General features: G+C 55.0%; 22 protein-coding genes and 3 pseudogenes. 19 read left to right on the top strand and 6 right to left on the bottom strand.

Annotated elements, in window-relative coordinates; translation table 11 throughout:
- The first annotated feature begins 138 nt into the window (after positions 1 to 138).
- The 3 genes and pseudogenes from OCY70_RS04755 to OCY70_RS04765 form a co-directional block, all read left to right on the top strand.
- Positions 139 to 531 carry a hypothetical protein gene (locus tag OCY70_RS04755; protein WP_213429774.1) on the top strand — a complete coding sequence of 131 codons (393 nt, stop codon included), beginning with the start codon at positions 139 to 141 and terminating at the stop codon, positions 529 to 531.
- A 61-nt stretch (positions 532 to 592) separates the two neighbouring features.
- The gene (locus tag OCY70_RS04760) at positions 593 to 1,657 is read left to right on the top strand and encodes a DNA translocase FtsK (protein ID WP_213429773.1); all 1,065 of its coding nucleotides are present in this window, start codon (positions 593 to 595) and stop codon (positions 1,655 to 1,657) included.
- Between the two features lie 181 nt (positions 1,658 to 1,838).
- Positions 1,839 to 2,696: pseudogene (locus OCY70_RS04765) on the top strand (bis-aminopropyl spermidine synthase family protein); the annotation flags it as partial.
- 70 nt (positions 2,697 to 2,766) lie between these two features.
- On the opposite strand, the gene OCY70_RS04770 reads toward OCY70_RS04765, so the two are convergent.
- From OCY70_RS04770 to OCY70_RS04785, 4 genes are all read right to left on the bottom strand, one after another.
- Positions 2,767 to 4,533, bottom strand: a complete 1,767-nt coding sequence (locus OCY70_RS04770) for a SulP family inorganic anion transporter (RefSeq protein ID WP_213429772.1) — start codon at positions 4,531 to 4,533, stop codon at positions 2,767 to 2,769.
- Between the two features lie 155 nt (positions 4,534 to 4,688).
- Positions 4,689 to 5,024, bottom strand: a complete 336-nt coding sequence (locus tag OCY70_RS04775) for an ArsR/SmtB family transcription factor (RefSeq protein WP_213429771.1) — start codon at positions 5,022 to 5,024, stop codon at positions 4,689 to 4,691.
- Between the two features lie 102 nt (positions 5,025 to 5,126).
- Entirely contained in the window at positions 5,127 to 6,359 is a 1,233-nt protein-coding gene (locus tag OCY70_RS04780; RefSeq protein WP_213429770.1) for an MFS transporter, read from the bottom strand.
- Positions 6,360 to 6,633: 274 nt separating this feature from the next.
- Positions 6,634 to 7,397, bottom strand: a protein-coding gene (locus OCY70_RS04785; RefSeq protein WP_390905211.1) for an IS5 family transposase whose coding sequence is annotated in 2 segments (ribosomal slippage) — positions 6,634 to 7,061 and positions 7,061 to 7,397 — 765 coding nt in all. Because the reading frame shifts where the segments join, the coding sequence is not laid out codon by codon here.
- 118 nt (positions 7,398 to 7,515) lie between these two features.
- Between OCY70_RS04785 and OCY70_RS04790 the strand changes: the two genes are divergently transcribed.
- The 5 genes from OCY70_RS04790 (at position 7,516) to trhA (ending at position 13,464) form a co-directional block, all read left to right on the top strand.
- On the top strand, positions 7,516 to 8,931 hold the full coding sequence (locus tag OCY70_RS04790) for an FAD-binding oxidoreductase (RefSeq protein ID WP_213430730.1): 1,416 nt from the start codon (positions 7,516 to 7,518) through the stop codon (positions 8,929 to 8,931).
- 71 nt (positions 8,932 to 9,002) lie between these two features.
- Positions 9,003 to 10,394, top strand: coding sequence for a (Fe-S)-binding protein (locus tag OCY70_RS04795; protein WP_261944723.1), 1,392 nt, complete (start codon positions 9,003 to 9,005; stop codon positions 10,392 to 10,394).
- Positions 10,395 to 10,422: 28 nt separating this feature from the next.
- Positions 10,423 to 11,400: a GNAT family N-acetyltransferase gene (locus tag OCY70_RS04800; protein WP_213430732.1), complete on the top strand. Its 978-nt coding sequence runs from the start codon at positions 10,423 to 10,425 to the stop codon at positions 11,398 to 11,400.
- A gap of 360 nt (positions 11,401 to 11,760) precedes the next feature.
- Positions 11,761 to 12,630 carry a MurR/RpiR family transcriptional regulator gene (locus tag OCY70_RS04805; RefSeq protein ID WP_213430733.1) on the top strand — a complete coding sequence of 290 codons (870 nt, stop codon included), beginning with the start codon at positions 11,761 to 11,763 and terminating at the stop codon, positions 12,628 to 12,630.
- Between the two features lie 237 nt (positions 12,631 to 12,867).
- The gene (trhA, locus tag OCY70_RS04810) at positions 12,868 to 13,464 is read left to right on the top strand and encodes a PAQR family membrane homeostasis protein TrhA (RefSeq protein WP_213430734.1); all 597 of its coding nucleotides are present in this window, start codon (positions 12,868 to 12,870) and stop codon (positions 13,462 to 13,464) included.
- 62 nt (positions 13,465 to 13,526) lie between these two features.
- Here trhA and OCY70_RS04815 read toward each other — a convergent pair whose 3' ends face one another.
- Positions 13,527 to 14,288: a MerR family transcriptional regulator gene (locus OCY70_RS04815; protein ID WP_213430735.1), complete on the bottom strand. Its 762-nt coding sequence runs from the start codon at positions 14,286 to 14,288 to the stop codon at positions 13,527 to 13,529.
- Between the two features lie 365 nt (positions 14,289 to 14,653).
- Here OCY70_RS04815 and OCY70_RS04820 point away from each other — a divergent pair, with 365 nt between their 5' ends.
- The 11 genes and pseudogenes from OCY70_RS04820 (at position 14,654) to OCY70_RS35985 (ending at position 21,770) form a co-directional block, all read left to right on the top strand.
- A complete protein-coding gene (locus OCY70_RS04820; RefSeq protein ID WP_087443022.1) occupies positions 14,654 to 15,013 on the top strand; it encodes a putative DNA-binding protein in 360 nt (119 codons plus the stop codon).
- Positions 15,014 to 15,032: 19 nt separating this feature from the next.
- Positions 15,033 to 16,404 (top strand): annotated as a pseudogene (gene ffh, locus OCY70_RS04825) (signal recognition particle protein).
- Positions 16,405 to 16,458: 54 nt separating this feature from the next.
- Positions 16,459 to 16,731 carry a 30S ribosomal protein S16 gene (gene rpsP, locus OCY70_RS04830; protein WP_006676643.1) on the top strand — a complete coding sequence of 91 codons (273 nt, stop codon included), beginning with the start codon at positions 16,459 to 16,461 and terminating at the stop codon, positions 16,729 to 16,731.
- A 23-nt stretch (positions 16,732 to 16,754) separates the two neighbouring features.
- Positions 16,755 to 16,985, top strand: a complete 231-nt coding sequence (locus tag OCY70_RS04835; protein ID WP_168182982.1) for a KH domain-containing protein — start codon at positions 16,755 to 16,757, stop codon at positions 16,983 to 16,985.
- Positions 16,986 to 17,111: 126 nt separating this feature from the next.
- Positions 17,112 to 17,630, top strand: coding sequence for a ribosome maturation factor RimM (gene rimM, locus OCY70_RS04840; protein ID WP_213430737.1), 519 nt, complete (start codon positions 17,112 to 17,114; stop codon positions 17,628 to 17,630).
- Positions 17,630 to 18,496, top strand: coding sequence for a tRNA (guanosine(37)-N1)-methyltransferase TrmD (gene trmD / locus OCY70_RS04845; protein ID WP_213430738.1), 867 nt, complete (start codon positions 17,630 to 17,632; stop codon positions 18,494 to 18,496). Before rimM ends, trmD begins: the two co-directional genes overlap by 1 nt.
- A gap of 697 nt (positions 18,497 to 19,193) precedes the next feature.
- Entirely contained in the window at positions 19,194 to 19,325 is a 132-nt protein-coding gene (locus OCY70_RS04850; protein ID WP_261944722.1) for a hypothetical protein, read from the top strand.
- A 28-nt stretch (positions 19,326 to 19,353) separates the two neighbouring features.
- Complete coding sequence (locus tag OCY70_RS04855) at positions 19,354 to 19,701, top strand: DUF5412 domain-containing protein (protein ID WP_249725563.1); 348 nt, start codon at positions 19,354 to 19,356, stop codon at positions 19,699 to 19,701.
- Between the two features lie 127 nt (positions 19,702 to 19,828).
- Positions 19,829 to 20,056 carry a DUF5412 family protein gene (locus tag OCY70_RS35980; protein ID WP_373871527.1) on the top strand — a complete coding sequence of 76 codons (228 nt, stop codon included), beginning with the start codon at positions 19,829 to 19,831 and terminating at the stop codon, positions 20,054 to 20,056.
- A gap of 253 nt (positions 20,057 to 20,309) precedes the next feature.
- Positions 20,310 to 21,469, top strand: a pseudogene (locus OCY70_RS04860) (IS110 family transposase).
- A 121-nt stretch (positions 21,470 to 21,590) separates the two neighbouring features.
- Positions 21,591 to 21,770: a DUF5412 family protein gene (locus OCY70_RS35985; protein ID WP_373871524.1), complete on the top strand. Its 180-nt coding sequence runs from the start codon at positions 21,591 to 21,593 to the stop codon at positions 21,768 to 21,770.
- Positions 21,771 to 21,826: 56 nt separating this feature from the next.
- On the opposite strand, the gene OCY70_RS04865 is transcribed toward OCY70_RS35985, so the two are convergent.
- Positions 21,827 to 23,107, bottom strand: coding sequence for an alpha-L-fucosidase (locus tag OCY70_RS04865; RefSeq protein ID WP_213430610.1), 1,281 nt, complete (start codon positions 23,105 to 23,107; stop codon positions 21,827 to 21,829).
- Between the last annotated feature and the right edge of the window lie 45 nt (positions 23,108 to 23,152).

Consider the following 23,152-nt stretch of genomic DNA (forward strand, 5'->3'; position numbering starts at 1 on the left):
ACGACACGAGGTTAAAAAGCACAATGGACGGATGGTATCTGAGCCGAAGGGAGAGTACCCTGAAGGGCGGGTCGTTGGGGAGAAATGCTGGAAATTTGCCAGATTGGTTGGACGTGAAGTGGAATAGGTTGTGTTATGATGAGGGGGGAGAACGATGGAAAGCTGGTGCTGCATTTGAGGATTTTTCGTGGTCTAGTCTATCTTATTATTCTGTTTGTACTTTGGGCGATCCTGATCAATATTTGGGAGCCTGCTGCTTATATTTTTGTGCCATTGCTTGCATTTGTGCTGTTTTCCGGATTGAAGAACAGAGCAGTGTCGGGCGACGAAGCAGGCCGATACAATGAGCAGCCGGAAACCCGGAATGAATGGGACGAGCGTGACAATGATGAAGATGAGTACGATGAAGATGAGTACGATGAATATGATGAGCATGAAGGGGATGTAGAAGAAGAGGACGAGGACGAAGAAGACGAGGAGTACGACGAACTCGTCGAGGATGCGGCCGTCATCGTAGCCCAGGCAGGTTGATGCTTCTTGTGAACTGCTGGAGGCCAAGCTTGAAATCGAAAGGGAAGACGCCGAGTACATAATGAATGAATTGGAGGAGTATGGAATTGTCGATGAGGCTTCAAGCGACAGTTCCATACGCAAGGTGCTCTTGACGCCGGCGGGTGTAAAGGCACTCGTGAACTCATGGCATGAGTATGAAGATGATGAAGAGGAATACGACGGAGACGACGAGGACGAGGCTGTTTGGCATAGCCTGGGAGATGAACGGGTAAAAAATGCCGCAGCAATCGTGGTGAATTCGGGCTATGCCTCGGCGGATCTGCTGCAGTCTCACCTTGCTGTGGACAGGGATAGGGCAGTCGAATTGCTTCATGTTTTGGAAGCTTGCCATATCGTTGGTTCCGCAGAGGGACATCGCACCGAACGAAGCGTGCTAGTGACACCTGCGTGGCTGGATAGAGTAATCCGGGAACTGTTTGAGGAAAAAGTAGCTATGAATGGGCTAGAAGGGTTGCTTCAGCAACTGGACGCTCTTCATGGCATGGAGGCGGCCAAGCAGCATGTCCGAAAACTGGTTCATGTGCTGTCAGAGATGAACGGGCGGGAGGACCTCGGGTTCGATACCTATGAACTGCGGATGAATATGATTTTTGCCGGCCTGCCGGGCATGGGACAGATGACAATCGCGCGTATTCTCGGCAAATTATTATATGAGTTGGATGTTCTCTACGAAGGGGAGGTTGTGGAGATTTCTTTCTGCGAACTGCTAGGGTCAGATTCGTTCGCAACCTCCACAAAGGTCAACGATGCTCTTGACGATGCTTCCGGCAATGTTGTCGTCATTGCGGATTTATACCGGCTGGCTGAGCCGGGAGCGCCGGAGCAAGGCAGTGAGGCGATCCATTCGCTGTTAAGCTATCTCGATCAGTCCAACGGGGATATCGTTGTCATTTTGGCCGGGCCGCCGAATAAGTTAAATAGCTTACTCGATAATTATATCGGAATCCGGACCTTTTTCCCGTATTTGATTCCCTTCTTGCGAACGGCGACGATAGCCGACGGGAACATTCCGGATGAGGCGACAGATCGTTTTCATCAGTCAAACGATCTTCCTTCCCTCCGGAACAAATTGTGCCCGAAATAACGCCCGTAGTCTCACCGCCACGGGAGCATGCGGGAACGAAGTCTGTTGCTCGGCAAACCGAACCGGTTCAGCAGAACGAGGATAGTCTTGAGCAGGGCGTAGTTCGGCAGAGAGAGGATAGAAGTGAGGAGGATGTAGTTCGGCAGAGCTGGGATAGAACTGAGAAGGATTTAATTCAGAACGAGGACAGGCGGACGTGCAGATCGATCAGTCGAAATGCACGATGGAGACGAGTCTGAAGCGGTCGATGCTGTGCTTGCGCCAGCACGCGCTCATCGGCAAGCGGGTGCTCTGCATCGGCGACGACGATCTGGTCAGCATCTCGCTCGGCCTGCTGCTGAAGCGGCTGTTCCCGGGGAAAATCAGCCTGAGGACCGAGATTCATGTCGTCGATTTCGACGAGCGCTTTCTGCAATATATTCGCGATGTCGCGGAGCGGGAGCAGCTGCCGATTCTGTGCCGCCATGCCGATCTCCGTCACCCGCTGCCGGAAGCGCTGCACGGCCGCTTCGATTGCTTTTTTACGGATCCGCCGTACACGATGCAGGGCATGAGCTTGTTCCTGTCCAGGGGCATCAGCGCCCTCAAGCGGAGCAAAGGGCTCCCCATATTTCTGTCGTTCGCGCACAAGCCGCCCGGCTTCACGCTGGCGATGCAGCAGGAGTTCATCCGCATGGGATTGATGGTGCAGGAGATGATCCCGCATTTCAATGAATATGAAGGCGCGCAAATGATCGGCGGACGCGGGCAAATGATTGTGCTGAAGTCGACGGAGCAGACCGTTCCGGGATTCGAGGAACGCTGTGAAGGGGCGATCTACACCGGTGAAATCAGGCGGACGGAGCGCCTGTACCGCTGCAAGCAATGCAACGGCACGGTCAGGGTCGGCCAGGACTTGGAGATTGGCACGATTGAACAGTTGAAGCAGCGCGGCTGCTCGCGCTGTGGGGGCTTCACCTTCGAGCTAGTGGAAAAAAAGCAGAGCGGCAAAACGGAGGAATCCGCACCGTTCGCGGCTCATCAGCGGCAACAAGAATAGTTGAACGCGGTGGAAAGAAATAAACACCGTTCTGCCCGGAGGAAGGGCGGAACGGTGTTCCCTATGCGGCTCACGCGCGGATAGTCTCCCGTGTCCGGACAGAGCAGGGTTGGTCCGGCGACGAGCCGGCGCCGGACAAGGCGCCGCACTCCCGGAACGCGAAATGCCTGCACCCTTGACAGCGTGCCATACTGATGCGCGTCAAGGCATAGTCGATGGCGGCGCCCGTCCGATCGAAGAAATGGTCGGCCCCGATGCGATCGGCCAGTCCGGTCCGGGACAGCAGCGTCCGCGGCTGGTCATGGATGCCGGTCACGAGCACGATGCCGCCTTGATCCTGCACGCGGCCGACGAGAGCCGACAGATTCGATTCGGCGGTCGTATCCATGTACGGGACACGGCCCATGCGCAGAATCAGTACGAGCGGAGTGTCTGCGGACTGATCGGCGAGCGACTGCTCGAATGACTGGGCCGCTCCGAAGAATAGCGGCCCTTCGACCGTGAACATGCTGATTTGCGGGCAATGCCGTCCGTCTTTCACGATTCGGGAAGAGACCTTGGCCTTCCGGTCGGCCGGATCGGGCAGCACTTTGGCGACCTTGACGCCTTCGCTCATCCGCTTCACGAACAGAACGACGGCCAGCACGAGCCCGGCCTGCACCGCCACCGTCAGATTGAAGAAGACGGTCAGCAGGAAGGTGACGGCCAAAATGAGCGAATCGGCGGTCCGTGTCCGCAAAATATGAACAAAAGCTTTGCGCTCGCTCATGTTCCAGGCGACGACCATCAGAATCGGCGCCATGGCGGCGAGCGGAATATTCGAGGCGTACGGCGCGAAGAACAGCAGCACCAGCAGCACGACAAGCGCATGCACGGCGCCTGACACGGGAGATACGGCACCGTTCCGGATATTGGTCGCCGTCCGGGCGATAGCACCGGTCGCGGGGATGCCGCCGAATAGCGGCGCGATCATGTTGGCGATTCCCTGGCCCACGAGCTCGCGGTTGCTGTTGTGCCGATCGCCCGTCATGCCGTCGGCGACGACAGCCGACAGAAGCGATTCGATGCCGCCGAGCATGGCGATCACGAAGGCGGGCTGCAGCAGATGGACGATGCGATCCCAACTGACCGCCGGCACCCGGAATTCGGGCAAGCCAGCTGGAATGTCGCCGAAGGTCGAGCCGATCGTGGCGACTTGGCCCGGGAAGAACCAGGCGGCAGCCAAGCTGGAGATGAGCAGCCCGATCAGCGATCCGGGAATGCGGGGCAGCCATCTCGGCGTGATCAGCAGGACGGCAAGACAGAGAGCGGCGGTCAATACGCTATATAAATTGAGGGACGGCAGCTGCAGGACAAGGGTCCGCAGGTCGGCGACGAAGCCGCCCTGCTTGTCAACGTGCACGCCGAGGAAATCGGCGATCTGCCCCGTAAAGATGATGACTGCGATCCCGGAGGTGAAGCCGATCGTGACCGGCCGCGGGATGAATCGGATGACGGCTCCGAAGCGGAGCAGCCCCATCAGCACGAGCATGAGCCCAGCCATGAAGCCGGCGATGAGCAGGTTTTCGTAGCCATACTGCAGGACAATGGCGAACAAAATCGGAATGAACGCCCCCGTCGGCCCCCCGATCTGGAAGCGCGAACCGCCCAGCAGCGAAATAATCAGACCCGCCACGATCGTCGTATAGAGTCCGTACTCCGGCTTGACGCCCGAAGCAATGGCAAACGCCATCCCTAACGGAATGGCGACAATGCCGACAATGCTTCCGGAAATCAAATCTTTCTTTAGTGACTGCACGGTATATCCGGCATAACGTCCGCGCAACAACGGTTTCATTCACTTCCCCACCATTTCTAAATATCTGATTATTTGAATATATAAAAAATCATATATTTCATTTCCGCTTCTGTCAAAGCCGGTGTAGCGCCGTGTATGGCGTCCAGAAAGGGAAAAGAGAGGAAACTCGAGTCCGTTACTCGAATCCCTCTCTTTTATGAAGATTCTTGCTTTTTGATGTTTTGCAGCATCGAAATCGAGTTGACAAGATGATTGTCGAAGATGCGCTTCGCCGCCTGGAGCAGATCCTTAATCATCGGATCGCGCAGAGAATAAATAACCGAGGTTCCGTCCTTGACGCCGTAGACGACGTTCTTGCCGCGCAGGACGGCCAATTGCTGCGAGACGGCCGATCCTTCGATGCCGAGGATCGACTGGATTTCGTTCACCGTCTTGTCGCCCTCGCATAGAACCTCCAATATTTTAATTCTCAAGGGGTGTGCCAGCGCTTTGAAAAACTCGGCTTTGAACTGTTGAATGTCCGGATACATGGCGTACTCCCTTTGTCATGGAAAGAGTAGATATAGAATAGTGTACCACAAAACGGACGCTTCTGGAAAAGAAGCATGAAGACCGATGATGCCGCGGTCTCATCAGGATGAGAGCGGCGGGGAATCATGGCCCTCTGCCGCCGCGTGCTTCTTCTTCAAAATAAATCCGGTGCTCGCCGAGAGCAAGTACATCGTCCCTCCAACGATATATACCGCCTGCGGTCCCCACCTATCGGCCACCGTTCCGGCGAACAGCATAGACACCCCGAACAGGACATAGTTGATCGTGCTCTGCGCCGCGAATACATTCGGCTGCTCGGCGAGCGGAGTGTATTGCTGGACATACGTCCGCTGGGCGATATCGCGCAGCTGGTAGAACGGGCCCATCAGCAGGACAATGGCCAGGGCGATGAAGGCCTGCGTAGTGAATGCGTAGCCGTAAGCGAACAGGCTCACGCCGAAGGAACCGATAATAATGGCGCTTACGAGATGGCGGTGGATCAGGGCGGATAGCTTGAGCGTAATCAGCCCGCCGATAATGGTGCCTGCATAGTAGGCGGCGTTGATATAGCCCCACCACGCTTCATCCTTCTGCAGCACTTCCTGCGCGAAGACGAGGGTGACGCCGCCAATCCAGATGCCGCCCGCGATTCCTTCGACGATATCCATCCACGTTATGATCCGCATCTGCGGATGCGTGAACAGAAAGGTCCAGCCGGCCAGCATGGAGCGGGAGCCTTTGGCCTTCCGTTCGATCTGTTCCTGATGGGACAGGCGGACGAGGAAAAGGCAGCCGAGGAGCAGCAGCCCGGAAGACAACTGCAGCACGATCGAGTGGCCGAGCTTGGCGACGAGTATGCCGCCGGCGGTCCAGCCGAGCAGCGACAGCATCTGCATGCTGGTGAAGACGAGGCTGTTGGCCTGCACGCGCTTGTCCTCTTCGACAAGGCGCGGATAGAGCGCATTGGCCGCGGCGGAGGCGCAGCCTTCGACATAGCCGATTAGCACGATGCCGCCGAACGCATACCCGAGAAACGCGGACGCAGGCAGCATCGCGGACAGGGGCGCCAGAGAGAAGGCGACAAGAGCGGACAGCGCGCATTGGAGCACCAGAAATAGCCGCGTCACGTTGGCGACCGTCAGCTTCGTGTACCAGAACGGGAGCGAGAAGCTGCTCGACAGCACGGCGATGGAGCGGACGAAGGAGACCGCTCCGGCGAAGGCCGCCGACCCGGTCAATTGGTATACGGCGGCGATCAACGTCATCATATAGAGCGATCCGGCCAGATTGGCGAACGATCGGCTCGATAATAGCGAGTAAAAGGAACGATTCAAGCAAACACCTCATTGCATCGGCGGTTCGCGCGGAAGGCGTGGAGCCGGCATTGGCGAAAGCCGTCTCGAAAGTAATTTTTTCCTATTATAACAAGTTGGGAAAATCATGCTACTTATTTTTAGTAATAATTATTCTACTTTATTACACGGCATCAGCTTTTTTCTTTGAACTGTCTTTCCTTTATTCGATGTCCCTGATATATTAAATCGTAAATCATAATATATTTTTGAAAAAAAATTTCAGAATGCAATTGCTAGGGCGTGTATGCAAACCTTAAGCCAACCAGATCATGGAAGAGGCCAGCTTTAAGAAGGCAACAAAAGTACAGGCCAATTTATCGTACCGAGTTGCCAGCCGACGATTATGTTTGAGTTTGTTGAACAGGCATTCGACCAGATGACGCTCTTTATACAACCACCAGTCGGTTGTACGTTGGATCGTGCGATTCTTCTTACTGGGAATGACGGAATGGGCCAGTTTCTCTTCCAAAAGCGCAATGATTTTATCGGTATCGTATCCGCGATCCGCCAAAACATGTTTACCTTGTATGTCTTGGGTTTGCAGGATCTCATAACCCGTTACACAATCATTGATGTTGCCTGCGGTTACTTCGAAGCGTAGCGGATTGCCAAGGCCGTCTACAACGGCATGAATCTTGCTGGTTAATCCTCCGCGTGATCGTCCGATGGCTTGGAATTGCTGCCCCCTTTTGCCCCCGCGCCGTGTTGGTGAACACGAACGATGGAAGCATCGAGCATAACACTTTCGTCATCGGGATTGGCAGCCAGAACGTCTAGCATTCGATCAAAGATGCCTGCTTTCTCCCAGCGGCGGAAACGACTGTAGACACTGCTCCAGGAGCCATAATGCTCTGGCAAGTCTCGCCAAGGCGCACCAGAACGAATCACCCAAAGCATGGCATTGAACATTTTTCGGTTATCGATTGCCGGACGTCCACCCTGTGGTTTCCGTTCCGGTGGCAAGAGGTCTTTGAGTCGTTCCCATTGGTCATCTCGTATCTCATATCGTCTTCTCATAGGATAAGTTTACCAGATATTTGGCTATTTCGATAGTTTGCGTACACGCCCTAGAAAGTGATCAGATCATCTGAACAGTATGCCTGCTCGAGGACATCACCAACAGGAGGGAAATACGATGATATTGAACGAAGTGCGGCAGGAGCTGCTTCGGCTGCTTGGCCCGGAGCGCTTCCGCGACGATATGGAAGCGCTTATCACGCATTCGTATGATGCCACACCGATGCTTCAGACGATGCCGGATGCGGTCGTCTACCCGGAATCGACGCAGGACGTGCAGCATATTCTCCGTCTGGCGAATGAGCACCGCATTCCGATTGTCCCGCGGGGAGCGGCCAGCAATCTATGCGGCGGCACGGTGCCGATATCCGGGGGCATCGTCGTGGCGATGACCCGCATGAACAAGCTGCTCGAACTGGATGCCGACAATCTGACGGCCACGTTCCAGCCGGGGCTGAATACGAAGCAGTTCCACCGCGAGGTTGAGAAGAAGGGGCTGTTCTATCCGCCCGATCCGAGCAGCATGGTGATCTCGACCTTGGGCGGCAACATTATGGAGGGCGCCGGCGGCTTGCGCGGCTTGAAGTACGGCACGACCAAGGATTATGTCATCGGTCTGGAGGCGGTTCTTCCTTCGGGCGAGGTCATCCGGACGGGCGGCAAGCTGTACAAGGACGTCGCCGGTTACGACTTGACGAAGCTGCTTGTCGGGTCCGAAGGGACGCTCGCCATCGTAACGGAGGCGACGGTGAAGCTCATCCCTGCACCACAAGTGAGACAGGCGATGCTGGTTGCTTTTGAGGATATTTACGCGGCTGCCCGCTCCGTCTCGCGGATTGTGGGCGCCGGCATCATTCCCGCGACGCTGGAGTTCATGGATCAGCCGACGATACGGGTCGTGGAGGAATACAATCATATCGGCCTGCCGACGGATATGGAAGCGGTGCTCTTGATTGAGCAGGACGGGCAGGAGCCGCTTGGCGCCGGGAAGGATATGGAGGCGATCGCTTCGATATGCCGGGAGGAAGGGGCGGCCCGCATCGATATGGCGCGGGATGAGCATGAGGCGGAGCAGCTGATGAAGGCGAGGCGCAGCGCGCTGTCGACCTTGGCGCGCATCCGGCCGACGACGATATTGGAGGATGCGACGGTGCCCCGCTCCCGCATCGCGGATATGGTCTTGGCCATTAACCGGATCGCGGCGCAGTACGAGTTGAATATTTGCACGTTCGGTCATGCCGGGGACGGGAATCTGCATCCGACCTGCACGACAGATGCGAGAGACAGCGCCGAGATCGAACGGGTGGAGCAGGCGTTCGCCGATATTTTCGAGGAGGCGATCCGGCTCGGCGGCACGATCACCGGCGAGCACGGCGTCGGCACGGTCAAGGCGCCTTATCTGGAATGGAAGGTCGGAGAGGCCGGCATTGCCGTCATGAAAGGCATCAAGCAGGCGTTCGATCCGAACGGCATCATGAATCCGGGCAAAATCTTCGCCAAGCCCGCGCGCAAAAGGCTGGTGATTACGCGATGAGCAGCGGCAGCATGACCAACAGCGTGAACAGTAGTTTGAATAACAGTATGAATAGCAGCATGCATAACAGTATGAGCAGCAGCCCGAACGGCATGCAGGACAAAGGAAGCGGGCAACGCCCGGCGGGCGCTCTGCAGCACCAGCTGGTCCACGCGCTGGATTACGAGCAGCTTATGAATTGCATGCGCTGCGGATTTTGCCAGCCGTCCTGCCCGACGTTCCGGGAGACCGGCCTGGAAGCCGCTTCTCCGCGCGGGCGCATCGCCCTGATGAAGGCGGTGGCGGACGGGCTGATGGAGCCGGACGCCCCGTTCAAGCAGCAGATGGATCTGTGCCTGGGCTGCCGTGCCTGCGAGCCGGTATGTCCTTCCGACGTCAAATATGGCCAGCTGCTGGAGCAGACGCGGGAAGTCTTGTTCGAGCATACGGAGCCCCAGCCCGGAGCGGTGCCGCTCCGCCGGCTGCATAAGCTGGCGAAGCCGATTTTCAAGCGTCACCGCCGCTTGCGGCTGATGAGCACGATACTGCAAGCGTACCAGCGCTCCGGTCTGCAGCGGCTGGCGCGGCGGGGCCGGATGTTGCGCTGGCTTCCGCAGCATATGCAGACGATGGAGCGGATTATGCCTCAAGCCGACAGCGGCGGCGTCGTGAAGCGGGCCGGCGGGCATCGGTTCCCTGCGAAGGGGGAGCGCATCGGCACGGTCGGGCTGTTCCGAGGCTGCATTATGGATGTGCTGTTCACGGAGACGAATGTCAATACGGTGCGTCTGTTGACGGAGGCCGGCTATGACGTCGTCATTCCGGAGGAGCAGTCCTGCTGCGGCGCCTTGTTCTCCCATAGCGGCGACCGGACAACGGCGCTGGAGTTCGCCGTGCAGAATGTGAGGGCGTTCCGGGAAGCGGACGTGGATTACATCGCAACCAATGCGGGCGGCTGCGGGGCGACGCTGATCGAATATGATCATCTGTTGGCGGAGGAAGCGGAATGGGCCGAGCCGGCGCGGCGTTTTTCCAAGCAAGTGAAGGATATTAGTAAGCTGCTGCTGCGCTCGGGCCGTTGGAACGATCTGGCGGATCCGGCCAAGCCATCTCCGGCTGAGGATTCGTGCTCCTCGGTCACGGTTACGTATCAGGATTCATGCCATCTCCGCAATGTGATGCGGGCCGGAGACAGTCCGCGCCGCTTGCTGCGCATGATGCCGGACACGAAGTTCGTGGAGCTGGAAGGGGCGGAGATCTGCTGCGCTTCGGCAGGCATTTATAATCTGGTCCAGCCGCAGATGGCGAACGCGATTCTCGACGCCAGAATGTACGCGGTGGAAGCTACGAAGGCTTCCGTTATCTTGACGAGCAATCCGGGCTACCTGCTTCAGATGAAGGCGGGAGTGGAACGGGAGCAAGCGCATGACCGGATTCAGGTTATGCATATCGTTGAATATTTTGCAGAAAAAGTGTTGAAATAATATTTCATATTAAATATAGGCGGGAGGAATGCACGTGAAGGTCATTCCATTGCAGGCCGACTGGCTGGTTCCGATGCTTGACTTATGGAACCGCGAGTTGGGCGAGCATTTTCCGATGCGGGAAGAGCTGCTTCGGCAAAATACGTTTGAAGATGTCAATGTTTATGCTCCGGGTTCATGGCTGGCGCATGACCCGGATGGAACGCTGCTCGGCTTTGTCGTAGCGAAGACGTGGCAGGAAGAAAATCGCGGCATGAAGCTGGGGGAAGGCGGGGGCTGGATTCAGGCGCTGGTCGTCCGTTCCGAGGCGAGGGGCCGCGGGCTGGGAAGCCGGCTGCTGGCGCTGGCGGAAGAAGCGTTGCAAGCGGCCGGGGCGGATAAGGTGTTTATGGGACGGGATCCGTGGCATTATTTCCCCGGAGTTCCGGCAGCGCTCGCATCGGCCCGCCCATGGCTGGAGCGGAGAGGCTACCGCTATTTATATGAAGTGCATGATTTGCATGCCCGCGTCAAGGATGAACCGGCCGTTCGGCCGGCCTACTCCGGCGGCGTCAAGGCGAGGCTGTTGGAAGGCAGCGATCGGGAGGAAATGCTGCGCTTTTTCCGCAGATGCTCCCCCGGGCGCTGGTATTATGAGGCGCAGTGCTATTGGGAACGCGGAGGAAAAGGCAGGGAATTCCTGGGTCTGTTCACGGAGAGCGGGGAGATGATCGGCTTCTGCCGCGTCAACGACGAAGCTTCCCCGTACATCGCCCAGAATACGTACTGGGCTCCGCTCGTTCCGGATCCGCTCGGCGGAATCGGTCCGCTCGGCGTGGACAGCCGCTTTCGCGGCAAAGGCTACGGGCTTGCCTTGGTAGAAGAAGGCATCGCGGAATTGCAGGAGCGCGGGATGAAGCATCTCGTCATCGACTGGACGGAGCTTGTCGATTTTTACGCCAAGCTAGGCTTTCAGCCATGGAAAAGCTATGATCTGATGGCGAAGTCGTGGAGCGAGGATCCGTAGGGCCAGGCGCTTCTGGTGGAACAGGAAGCAGCTGTGGTCAACAAGTGTGCGCCCCAGGCGCTGGAGGAGGGAATGCCTAGGCCACTCCAGCATGCTTGGGCTGTGGCGGACGGGCAGGCCCGCGGGCAGCCCGTCCATTTGCCGGCCGCACTATGAGATTATTTTCACTTGAATCTTATCCGCGGCGGACCTCATCTCGATTGCGCGCGCGGCCTTCGATCGCCGCAGCCTGCGCTCTGCCAAACAGATACGAATGGCGTTCAACCGTCCCGCACGGTAAGATACAAGACAACAGGATGCGATATTTGGAGCGGACAAGCATCCGAGTTAGTGTCCGCGGAACGAAAGGGGGAACCAACCATGTTTGCTTCACCGACGAAAGGCGGCCTGATTATGCTGTCCGATATGCTGGGCAAGCTGCCTCCGTCCGAGAGGAAAATCGCGTCGTATATTTTGACGCATCCCGAAGAGGCGATCTCGCTGACCGCTTCCGAGCTGGGAGAGAAATGCAATGCCAGCAGCGCTGCCGTCATCCGCTTATGCAAATCGCTGAAGTTAAAGGGCTTTCAGGAATTGAAGCTGCGCATCGTCGGAGATTTGAATAAGTCGGAGAGCGAAGGGTACCGCGACATCAAGCCGAACGAGCAGGTCGACACGGTATTGGCGACCATGACGAATAACAGCATTCAGGCGCTGCGGGAGACATCGGAGATTGTCAATCTTCACGATATGGCCGCGGTGGCCGAGCTGTTCATCCGGGCGCGCAGCATCCATTTCTTCGGCGTGGGTGCCTCGTCGATTATCGGCATGGATGCGCAGCAAAAATTTCTCCGGGTCAACAAGCCGGCCACTGCATTTACGGATCTGCATGTGGCCGCGATGAATATTGCGAACATGACGGAAGAGGATGTCGTGTTCGGCATTTCCTATTCCGGAGAGACCTTGGAAGTGGTCGACCTGCTGAAGCTGGCCAATGCGAAGGGCTGCCAGACGGTCAGCCTGACCCATTACGGGGATTCGCCGGTGGCCGCGGAAGCGCGCATCAACCTGTACATTTCGGCGACGAAGGAAGCGACGTTCCGCAGCGCCGCGACGTCCTCCCGGCTTGCCCAGCTTCACATTATCGATGTGCTGTTCATGTGCGTCGCCTCCCGCCAATATGACGAGACCGTGCAGTATTTGGATGAGACGCGGGAAGCGATTCGCTTCATCAAGGAGCGGCACGGTTAATCGTTAGCGACAACCCGATAGTTTCGGGCGACTGCCCCTCCCGTGGACTCCATGCCGCGGGAGGGGCTGCGCGATCCGAGGCTTCCGCACCGCCGCCGACCGCCTGCATATAATGTACTCCGCCCAGATGATGCGGGCGGCAGGCAGAACACGGCAAGGAGGGAACCCGAATGATGGATCGGCCGGCACGGATGAAGCGAAGAGACGAAAGGGCGAGCGCTTATACACGGCATCGGAATGGTATGCAGCCTTGGCGCGTTGGCTCTGTTGGCGGATGCGGGAATAAGTCATGGGACGGTATGGCATATCGTCAGCGCGAGCGTGTATGGGCTGACGCTCGTGATGATGTTCGCCATATCGACGATCATGCACAGCGCCCCTGAAGGAGAACGAAAAACATGGCTGACGATGGCGGATCATATGTCCATTTATGTATTCATTGGCGGGAACTACACGCCGTTTCTGCTTGTGTATATGCGGAATGATTTCGGCTGGAAGCTGCTGGGGGCCATCTGGGGAACGGCGGTTGCCGGCATTATATTGAAGCGATACAATACGGGGCGGTACATGTGGATTTCGACGCTCGGTTATCTCGCGATGGGTTGGCTCATCTTCGCGGCCTGGCCGGAGCTGTCCGCCGTGCTGCCGCCGGCAGGTCTTGTCCTGCTCGTATGCGGAGGCATCAGCTATACGGCGGGCATTGTCTTTTTTGTCTGGGAAAAGCTTCCGTATCACCATGCGATCTGGCATCTGTTCGTGCTGGCGGGGGCGGGACTGCATTTCGCATGCATTTACCGCTATGTTCTGCTTGGATGGATGCTTGCGGCCTATTGATAGAAAGGAAGCCATGCCGGCCGCATTTCTGCGAGGCATGGCGTCTCTTGGCATGGCGAATTCTATAGATGACGCTCGGCATAAATGCGCATGGCGTCGCGCAGCGTCTCCGCCAAAGCAGGGTGGAAGCGGTCGTACAGCTTGCGGAAATCGGCGTGATCCACGTACAATTCGCCCAAGCCTGCATAGACCTCGCGCGTCGGGGTGTAGAAGCGGCTCACCCATTGGAAGTGCTCGGCGATAACCTCCTGAATCGGATCGCTATCCGGCGGACAGCCCTCGCGAATGAGGGCGGCGATGCGTTCGTGAATGCGTTCAGACTCCTCCTGCACATCCTGCCATTCGCTGCGGGACCAGGCCTTGGTTCGCTCCTCGCTCTCCCGGATATGGCGCTCCGCGCCCGCCCCGTATCTTTCCTTCAATTCCTCTACATACTTCTCCTGCTTGCTGCGGTCAAATCCGTCGAACCATTGCTCTGCGTTCATGGCTTGATCTCCTTCCGTGTCTTGTATCGTCCGATCCAGCGTGGCCACCAGCCGCTGCAGCCGCTCGATTCGCTCGGTCAACAACTGGCGGTGCTGCTGGAGAGCGGCCTTCTGGTCGAAGGTATCCGATTGCATCAAGGCCTGAATGTCCGTCAACGGGAGATCCAGCTCCCGAAAAAACAAAATATGCTGAAGCCGCCGAAGCTGATCGTCTTCATAATAGCGGTATCCGTTCTCCCCGACATAGGCCGGCTTCAGCAGTCCGATCTGGTCGTAATACCGCAATGTCCGGATCGTGACGCCGGACAGCTTCGCTACTTCATTTACGGTGCAGGCCATCGCTTCATCGCCCCCTTCATGCCTTACTATTAGAGGTAGTTCAAAAAGGCAACTTTTGATCACGAAGCAGGACGGAAAGTAGATTCGACATCGAATCTTGCATTCACTCTTGAAGTCCTCTGCTCATGTAGTCTCGCCTACATTCCGCTGCTCCTTCTTCGAGTTCAAGCAACCTTCTTGGTGCTGAAAACCCGCCTTTTTGAACACGCCCATTATAAAGGGTGACGTAACGTTACAGTCAATATGCAAAAAAAGAAATGTGCGAATGTTAAGGTTGATCCCTTGACATGGCTGCCGGATTCGGATATGATTAGGAACGTTGATGGGCTGTAAAGGTTTTTTCCTTGACGAAAGGAGTGGCCCGGATGAACGAGGAACATGTTCTGGAGAAGACGAACCGCGTCAACATGCTGTTCGATTTCTACGAACCTCTCTTGACGGAGAAGCAGCAGACGTTCCTGAAATGTTATTTTCAAGACGATTTTTCATTAGGCGAGATCGCCGCTGAATTCGGCATTAGCCGCCAGGCGGTGTATGAACATATTAAGCGGGCGGAGCAGACGCTCGGCTCGTATGAGAGCAAGCTCGGATTGGTAGCGAAGTATGAACGCCGGAAGCAGCTGCTGGATGCGCTGCGCGACGAATTGAATGAGATAATGGGTATGCCCGACCCGCAGCGTGCGGAACTGCAGAAGATTATCCGTGAACTGCAGGCGTTGGATTAAGGGAACGGGGTGAATAGGAATGGCATTTGAAGGACTAACGAGCCGGCTGCAGAATGTGTTCGGCAAGCTGCGCGGCAAGGGAAAAGTAACCGAAGACGACGTCAACGAAGCGATGCGCGAGGTGCGTCTCGCGCTGCTGGAGGCCGATGTCAACTTCAAGGTCGTCAAGGAATTCATCAATAAGGTGAAGGAGAAGGCGGTCGGCCAGGAAGTGATGAAGAGCTTCACGCCGGGCATGGTCATCGTTGACATCGTCAACAAGGAACTGACCGAGCTGATGGGCGGAACGGCCGCCAAGCTGGCCAAGGCGAACAAGCCGCCGACGGTCATCATGATGGCCGGCTTGCAAGGCGCCGGGAAGACGACTACGTCCGGGAAGCTGGCGAAGCTGCTGCAGAAGCAGAACCATAAGCCGCTGCTGGTCGCGGCCGACATATATCGGCCAGCCGCCATCAAGCAGCTGGAGGTGCTCGGCGCGCAGATTAATGTGCCGGTCTTCTCCCTGGGCGATCAGGTCAGCCCGGTAGAGATTGCGCGCCAGGCGATGGAGCATGCGCGCGCCAACCACCTCGACTATGTTATCGTCGATACGGCGGGCCGCTTGCATATCGATGAAGCGCTGATGGAGGAACTGAAGCTGATTCACGAGACGGTGAATCCGGACGAAGTTCTGCTCGTCGTCGATGCGATGACCGGTCAGGATGCGGTCAATGTCGCGGAGAGCTTCAACCAGCAATTGGCGCTTACCGGCGTCGTGCTGACGAAGCTGGACGGCGATACGCGCGGCGGCGCGGCGCTGTCGGTCAAGGCCGTGACAGGCTGTCCGATCAAGTTCGCCGCTCTCGGCGAGAAGATCGATGCGCTTGAGCCGTTCCATCCGGAGCGGATGGCGTCCCGGATTCTCGGCATGGGGGACATGCTGTCGCTCATCGAGAAGGCGCAGGCGAACATCGATGCGGACAAGGCGAAGGAAATGGAGATGAAAATGCGCAACGCCGCATTTACGTTCGACGATTTCCTGGAGCAGATGCAGCAGGTGAAGAAGCTCGGGCCAATCGATCAGATTTTGGATATGATTCCGGGCATGAACAAGATGAAGCAGACGGCCAATCTGAAGGTGGATGAACGCCAGATGGGCCGAATCGAGGCGATTGTGCGCTCGATGACGAATGAAGAGCGGCAAGATCCCGATATTATCAATCACAGCCGCCGCAAGCGTATCGCTGCCGGCAGCGGAACGTCGCTGGCCGACGTCAACCGGCTGATTAAGCAATTTGACGAGATGCGCCGGATGATGAAGCAGTTCACCGATGATGGGGCCGAAAGGTCCGAAGATGATGAAGAATTTGAAGAGCAAGGCCGGCAAGGGAATGAGATTTCCTTTCCGCTGATGCATAGGGCCGGTTCCCCATAACGAACCGAATTCCGTTAAGGAGGTGAAAGTCGTGGCAGTACGTATCCGTCTGAAACGTATCGGTGCTCACAAAGCTCCGTTCTATCGTGTCGTTGTATCTGACTCCCGCTCTCCGCGTGATGGTCGATTCATCGAAGAAATCGGTTACTACAATCCGGTAGCTCAACCGGCAGTCGTTAACATCGACGAAGAAAAAGCGTTGAAATGGCTGCAAACAGGGGCACAAGCTTCTGACACCGTTCGCAACTTGCTTAGCCAAGCTGGCGTCATGAAGAAGTTCCATGAGCAAAAATACCAGAAGTAATCTAACCGTTCGGAGGGTCGCGAATGGAAGAGTTAGTGTATGTTATCGCACGCGCTTTGGTCGATCATCCGGAGGAGGTCCGTGTGAAGGCCGTGGAGAAAGACCATATCATCGTGTATGAGCTTCACGTCCATCCTGACGATGTCGGGAAGGTGATCGGGAAGCAAGGTCGCATTGCCAAGGCGCTTCGCACGGTCGTCACATCGGCAGCCGTTACGCTTCCAAAAAGGGTTGCCGTAGACATTATTTCTTAATCATGACGAATCGGGTTAGGATGAGATCCTAACCCTTTTTCGTATAGAGGAAGAAATTGTGATACACTTATAAGTGCTTGTTGAACTACCTTTAGGCAGACGTAATAGCAGGAGGATCGAGACGTGATGTCTGAACAATTGTATACCGTCGGCAAGCTGGTCAATACCCACGGTATTCGCGGCGATGTCAAAATATTGGCGAGCACCGACTTCCCGGAGGAGCGCTTCGCCTCGGGCAGCGAGCTGATTTTGCTGCACCCGGAGACGAAGGAGTCGTTCACCGTCACCGTGGAACGCGCGCGGCCGCAGAAAAATGTCTATATTGTCAAATTCAAAAATTTCGACAACATCAATGACGTGGAGCGCTATAAGGGCTGGAGTCTCTATGTTACCGCCGATCAGCAGAAGGAGCTGCCGGAGAACGAATACTACTATCATGAGATTATCGGCTGCCGCGTCGTAACCGATGAGGAGAAAGAGCTGGGCGTGATTAGCGAAATTCTGGCGCCGGGCGCGAATGATGTCTGGGTCGTCAAGCCTGCAAAGGGTAAGCCGATTCTGCTTCCGGCCATTCCGGATGTCATCCTCGACGTCGATATTCCCGGCAAGCTGGTGAAGGTCCATCTGATGGAGGGACTTCTGTAATGCGCATCGATGTATTGACGATCTTTCCGGAAATGTGCGAGGGCGTGTTCCGATCTAGCATTTTGGGGAAAGCGCAGGAAAAAGGGCTCGTCACCTTGCATGCGGTCAACTTCCGGGACTATTCCGGGAACAAGCATCAGACCGTGGACGATTATCCGTACGGCGGGGGCGGGGGCATGGTGCTGAAGCCGGAGCCGATATTCGCGGCTGTCGAAGCGGTAATCGCGCAGGCGGAGCAGGCGCGGCTTCCTAAGGAAGGGGAAGCCCCGGAGGCGGACGATTCGCATGTCCCGAATGTTCGAAGTGATTCGGACGGACCGAATGGCCCGAACCGCCCGGAACGGAAGCGGCCGCGGGTCATCTTGATGTGTCCGCAGGGCGAGCCGTTCACCCAGGCGAAGGCGGAGGAGCTGGCGCAGGAATCGCATCTGATCTTGATCTGCGGCCATTATGAAGGCTACGATGAACGGATCCGCGAGCATCTCGTTACCGACGAGCTGTCGATCGGCGATTATGTGCTGACCGGCGGCGAGTTGCCGGCAATGGTCGTCACCGATTCCGTCGTGCGCCTTCTGCCGGGCGTGCTGGGCAATGAATCTTCGGCGGTGACGGATTCATTCAGCACCGGCCTGCTGGAATATCCGCATTATACGCGGCCGGCTGATTTCCGCGGCTGGACGGTGCCGGATGTGCTGTTGAGCGGTCACCACGCGAACGTGGAGCAGTGGCGCAAAGAGCAGTCCCTGCGGCGCACCGTGGAACGGCGTCCGGATCTGCTCGAGTCCATCGAACTGGGCGAAGCGGATCAGAAGCTGCTGGAACGCATCATCGCGGAACGGCAGGCGAATGAAGCAAATCAGGAATAGCGCAAAAGAGCACTTCCCCGGGATGTGCTCTTTTTTGCGGCATTTGGGATTCTCTGGCTCGTCAGAATGCAAGGAAAGCCCATGAACCAAGGCGAATATGCCATAGTTCATGGGCTACTAGGGTGTGGGAGTAAATTGCAGATCGTCCGACTTAAGCGACGAACTTCTGCAGCAGATCAATCAATGGAGGAATAACCGCCCCAAGGAATTCCAATACTGCGATGAAGATTGTCATATCAATCACTCCCTGATAATTTCCAAGAAACTGTAGCGTTCCTTGTAATTACTATATCGGCAAACTGTCTCTATTTTTGAACAATTGTTACGGGAAAAATGAAAAAAAGTGCGTGGCGGATATACACATGGAGTACCACGGGATGTTGGTGGAATGTAAGTCCTTCGTTTCGTTGCCTTCCTGCATAGCCTTATCTTTGATTTCATAGACGCGCACATTATTTACTTTGGATTCAAAGTATCCGTGCTTGCCCAATCCCCGTGTCTTGATGCCTATGTGAAGTTTTCGAAGACTGTGCATGGAGACAAGACTACCGCATAGCCCAAAGCGTGAAAAAGATATAAAACTAAATAGGGATATAATTACATAAATTAATATATTTACTTATTCTAAAGAGCTGTGGAAATAAACTAGAAAATCTAGTAATTTAAAATAAAATAGAGAGGAGGAATATTTTGCGATTTGGCAGGTGGCGGCTTTGCCGCATTTGTTTCTGGGACACAAGAGTGGGATAATATCAGTGGGTATTTTGATGGTATTGAGGATACTAAAGCGATCAAGGATGGTTTTGCTCTATACGATAGCGGCTACTAATCTGATAACTCCGGGACGTGGCTCATAAATGAAAAAGAAAAGAAGATGGGGCTTGTGGATCACTTTACTTATCGTAAGTCTCATTGTTATCTACGTCTATTTGAAAGGCTTTACTCTCTTATTGCTTCCAAAAGGCGAGTTAATTGCCACTTCGGATTCCCCCGATAATACGTATACACTGAACGTTTACCTGGTAAATGCAGGTGGCGCTACCGGAGGCTTTGCCATTCGGGGGGAGTTGCTAAACAATAAGAAGGGAACTCATAAAAATATATACTGGCAATATCGAGAGGAAAAAGCAAAGGTTGAATGGATTGATGAAAGCAATCTAATCATTAATGGAAAGAAGTTAAATGTTAGAGCAGGACATCTATGATTACAGATATGACGAGAAGCAATAGCTACCGAGATTTGATGAACTGAAGTTCGAAGGATGAAAAACAGATTTTCTTTGTACGAATAGAGGTTGCGAATAAATTGATCAATGAGGACCACAAATCATGATGAAAAGAAGATGGGGCCTGTGGATCACTTTACTTGTCGTATGCCTCATAGCTATTCACCTATACCTGAGCAGTTTTACTTTATTGCTATTACCGAAAGGTGATTTCATTGCCACCTCCACCTCGCCTGACAATACGTATACAGTGAACGCCTATCTCGTCAATGCGGGAGGGGCGACTGGGGGCTTTGTTGTTCGCGGAGAACTGTTAAACAATAAACATTCATGAACTCTCGTTCGCAAACCTAGCATGAAAATAGCGAGGGTTTAGTGGTCGGACCTATTTCCCATACTGCTACTACATGACGCGAAACACGTTCTTTTTAATGGTGGTGTAACCCCGACAAATAAACTGTTGAGGATGAGTTCTGTGTACAAACCTGTGCTGGCTCTGTATGCCCAATCAGAGAACCGCGAACAGAAAAATGCTCAAGCTCGAATTCATCCGCCGTCATGTATTTCAGTTATGGAGGGAAGCCAAGATGGAAGTATTGCTTGAACGCTGTGCTGGAATGGACGTTCACCAAGAGACAATCGTCGTTTGTGTGATGACCACAGATGCTGCGGGGGAGGCCCACAGCGAGATCCGAACCTTTGGAACGATGACCAAACATCTTTTCGAACTGCTTAAGTACCTGGAGTCCCAAGGCGTTACACACATCGCAATGGAGAGCACGGGAATCTATTGGAAACCTGTCTACAACATCCTTGAAGGCTACTTCACCGTCGTACTGGCGAATGCGCAGCGCATTAAGAATGTTCCTGGCCGCAAGACGGATGTTTGTGATGCCGAATGGATCGCGAAGCTGCTTCGAGTCGGTCTAATTGAGCCCAGCTTTGTGCCATCCGAGGACTTAAGGGAGCTACGGGACCTCTGCCGACTTCGAAAAAAACGAATCGGCTCCCTAACAGCGGAGAAAAACCGAATCCAGAAGTATCTTGAAGCAGGTAACGTCAAGCTAGGCAGTGTCATCTCAGACGTATTCGGTGTATCCGGGCGCAGTTTGTTGCAACGCTTAATCGAAAAAGGTTACGTTGACGCGGAAGATGTTGAAGCGAGCGTCAAGGGTTCGATCAAGAACAAAAAAAGTGAAGTTACTGACTCTCTTTTTGGCACGATGACCCCGCATCAAATTCGATTGATTAAAGATTGTTGGGAGCATATCGAATACTTAGAGAAGTCCATTGCTCGGTTGGAAGCCGAAATTAACGATCACTTGGAGCCCTATCGGACGGAGTACGAACTGCTTCAGACCATTCCAGGTGTTAGCGAACGAACAGCTGCAGCACTCCTTGCAGAAATCGGGGCCGATATGGAGCAATTTCCATCCGCAGATCACCTTGCCTCTTGGGCTGGCGTAGCACCCGGCAACCACGAGAGTGCAGGCAAAAAAAAAGTACAAAAAGCGTAAAAGGCAATCCTCATGCAAAAGTGACACTATGCGAAGCGTCTTGGGCAATCGCTCGCTCACGAAACACGGTCTTGGCAACAAAGTTCTGGAAGATTGCTTCACGACGAGGAAAGAAAAAAGCTTGCATTGCCATTTCACGTAAGATACTTATCATTGCTTACCACATGCTGAAGAACAAACAAATTTACATCGAAGGTGGACCACAAGCACCACTCATGCAGATCAACTAACCTTACAGCATTGACGAAACATAGCGATTTTAAACAAGGCCCCTTCAAAGAAGGTGGACCGGGCATCTTATGGTCATTTCTCAGAAAATTGCTGCTTTTTAAAGACGATAATCGTTCATGAGTGCGTTTGGATTTTCACAGAAAAAAAGGAACCCGCAAAAATATTTATTGGGATTATCACATCGATAAGGCAAAGATGGAATGGCTCGATGACACTCATCTTGTCATCAACGGGAAGACGTTGAATGTCGAAAAAGAAACCTACGATTTCAGGAAATACAGAAATCGAACTCCCGAGTAGTTACATAACGCAGAACAAAAGACAGACCGCTGGAGAACGCCTCCAGCGGTCTTCTCTTACTCAGCATCCATGAGCGTCAGCTCGATGACGGTATCGATGTCGTCCGGGAGCTGGGCCGTCGGAATATTGATGAATAGATAATCCGGATAGTCGACCGCATTCCACGGCGTCTGAATGTTGATCTCGGCTCCGTCCGCCAGCAAGCGCGCTTCCTTCACGCGGCCATTCAAGCCCTGCAGCGCGATCGGCCCGATTCCCCGATCCAAAATATGGGCGTACAGCTTTTTGCCTTTTTGCGTGTACCGTCCCCACTCCGGCTTGCTCTGGGCTGCCGCCCCGCAGCCGTAGACGCTGTCGCCGTTCGCCCGCATCCAGGCTCCGACTTCGGCCAGCACGTCAAGCGATAGCTGCGGAATCTCGCCCTTCGCATTCGGCCCGACATTCAGCAGCATGTTCCCGTTCTTGCTCACGCATTCGACGAGGCCGCGAACCACCTGCTTCGGCGTCTTGTAGTCGCGGTCATGCGCGTGATAGCCCCAATGATGATTCAGCGTGATGCACGCCTCCCACGGAATCGGCTTCCCGTCTTCGTTGACGATGCCATGCGGCGGCAGGAGCTGCTCCGGCGAAGCGAAGTCGCCCGCATAGATTTCCGGCTCGCGGGCCTTGATGTTGCCGCCCAACCGGTTGTCGATCAACACGTTCGGCTGCAGCTCGCGAATCATCCTCACCAGCTCGGTCGCCTTCCATTTTTCCCCCGTCATATCCTCGTAAGAGAAATCGAACCAGAGCACGTCGATCGTCCCGTAGTTGGTCAGCAGCTCCTTCACCTGGCCGTGCATATAGTCAAGATAGCGGTTGAAGTCCTGCGGGCGATCCTTGAACTCCGCGTTGTCCCGCATCGGATGCTGGCGATCGCCATAGGCCGGATAGTCCGGATGGTGCCAGTCGATAATCGAGTAATAGAAGCCGACCTTGATCCCTTCGGCCCGGAAAGCGTCTGCATATTCGCGAATCAGATCCCTGCCCGCCGGCGTATTCGTCGCTTTATAATCCGTCAGAGCGCTGTCGAACAGACAGAAGCCGTCATGATGCTTGGTCGTCATGACCGCATATTTCATGCCTGCGGCTTTGGCGGCCTTGGCCCACGCTTTCGGATCATAATTCACCGGATTGAAGCTATTGAAGTATTTCTCATAATCCTCGATAGAAATGCGCTCGAAGCTGCAAACCCATTCGCCTCGGGCGGGAATCGCATATAATCCCCAATGGATAAACATGCCGAAGCGATCGTGATTGAACCATTGTATACGCTGCTCGCGTGCGGTTAACGTCATCGTTGCTCTCTCCTTTGCCCTTATTTGTCCCCATTGTACGATGGA

It is taken from the genome of Paenibacillus melissococcoides (assembly GCA_944800085.1).
Classification (GTDB): Bacteria; Bacillota; Bacilli; order Paenibacillales; family Paenibacillaceae; genus Paenibacillus_B; species Paenibacillus_B melissococcoides.

What these genes read in the sequence shown, in the direction of transcription:
- OCY70_RS04755 (WP_213429774.1), top strand. Translation starts at nt 139, where the DNA reads ATGAGGGGGGAGAACGATGGAAAGCTGGTGCTGCATTTGAGGATTTTT.
- OCY70_RS04760 (WP_213429773.1), top strand. Translation starts at nt 593, where the DNA reads ATGAATGAATTGGAGGAGTATGGAATTGTCGATGAGGCTTCAAGCGAC.
- OCY70_RS04770 (WP_213429772.1), bottom strand. Translation starts at nt 4,533, where the DNA reads ATGAAACCGTTGTTGCGCGGACGTTATGCCGGATATACCGTGCAGTCA.
- OCY70_RS04775 (WP_213429771.1), bottom strand. Translation starts at nt 5,024, where the DNA reads ATGTATCCGGACATTCAACAGTTCAAAGCCGAGTTTTTCAAAGCGCTG.
- OCY70_RS04790 (WP_213430730.1), top strand. Translation starts at nt 7,516, where the DNA reads ATGATATTGAACGAAGTGCGGCAGGAGCTGCTTCGGCTGCTTGGCCCG.
- OCY70_RS04795 (WP_261944723.1), top strand. Translation starts at nt 9,003, where the DNA reads ATGAGCAGCAGCCCGAACGGCATGCAGGACAAAGGAAGCGGGCAACGC.
- OCY70_RS04800 (WP_213430732.1), top strand. Translation starts at nt 10,423, where the DNA reads ATGCACGTGAAGGTCATTCCATTGCAGGCCGACTGGCTGGTTCCGATG.
- OCY70_RS04805 (WP_213430733.1), top strand. Translation starts at nt 11,761, where the DNA reads ATGTTTGCTTCACCGACGAAAGGCGGCCTGATTATGCTGTCCGATATG.
- trhA (WP_213430734.1), top strand. Translation starts at nt 12,868, where the DNA reads ATGGTATGCAGCCTTGGCGCGTTGGCTCTGTTGGCGGATGCGGGAATA.
- OCY70_RS04815 (WP_213430735.1), bottom strand. Translation starts at nt 14,288, where the DNA reads ATGGCCTGCACCGTAAATGAAGTAGCGAAGCTGTCCGGCGTCACGATC.
- OCY70_RS04820 (WP_087443022.1), top strand. Translation starts at nt 14,654, where the DNA reads ATGAACGAGGAACATGTTCTGGAGAAGACGAACCGCGTCAACATGCTG.
- OCY70_RS04835 (WP_168182982.1), top strand. Translation starts at nt 16,755, where the DNA reads ATGGAAGAGTTAGTGTATGTTATCGCACGCGCTTTGGTCGATCATCCG.
- rimM (WP_213430737.1), top strand. Translation starts at nt 17,112, where the DNA reads ATGTCTGAACAATTGTATACCGTCGGCAAGCTGGTCAATACCCACGGT.
- trmD (WP_213430738.1), top strand. Translation starts at nt 17,630, where the DNA reads ATGCGCATCGATGTATTGACGATCTTTCCGGAAATGTGCGAGGGCGTG.
- OCY70_RS04855 (WP_249725563.1), top strand. Translation starts at nt 19,354, where the DNA reads ATGAAAAAGAAAAGAAGATGGGGCTTGTGGATCACTTTACTTATCGTA.
- OCY70_RS35980 (WP_373871527.1), top strand. Translation starts at nt 19,829, where the DNA reads ATGAAAAGAAGATGGGGCCTGTGGATCACTTTACTTGTCGTATGCCTC.
- OCY70_RS04865 (WP_213430610.1), bottom strand. Translation starts at nt 23,107, where the DNA reads ATGACGTTAACCGCACGCGAGCAGCGTATACAATGGTTCAATCACGAT.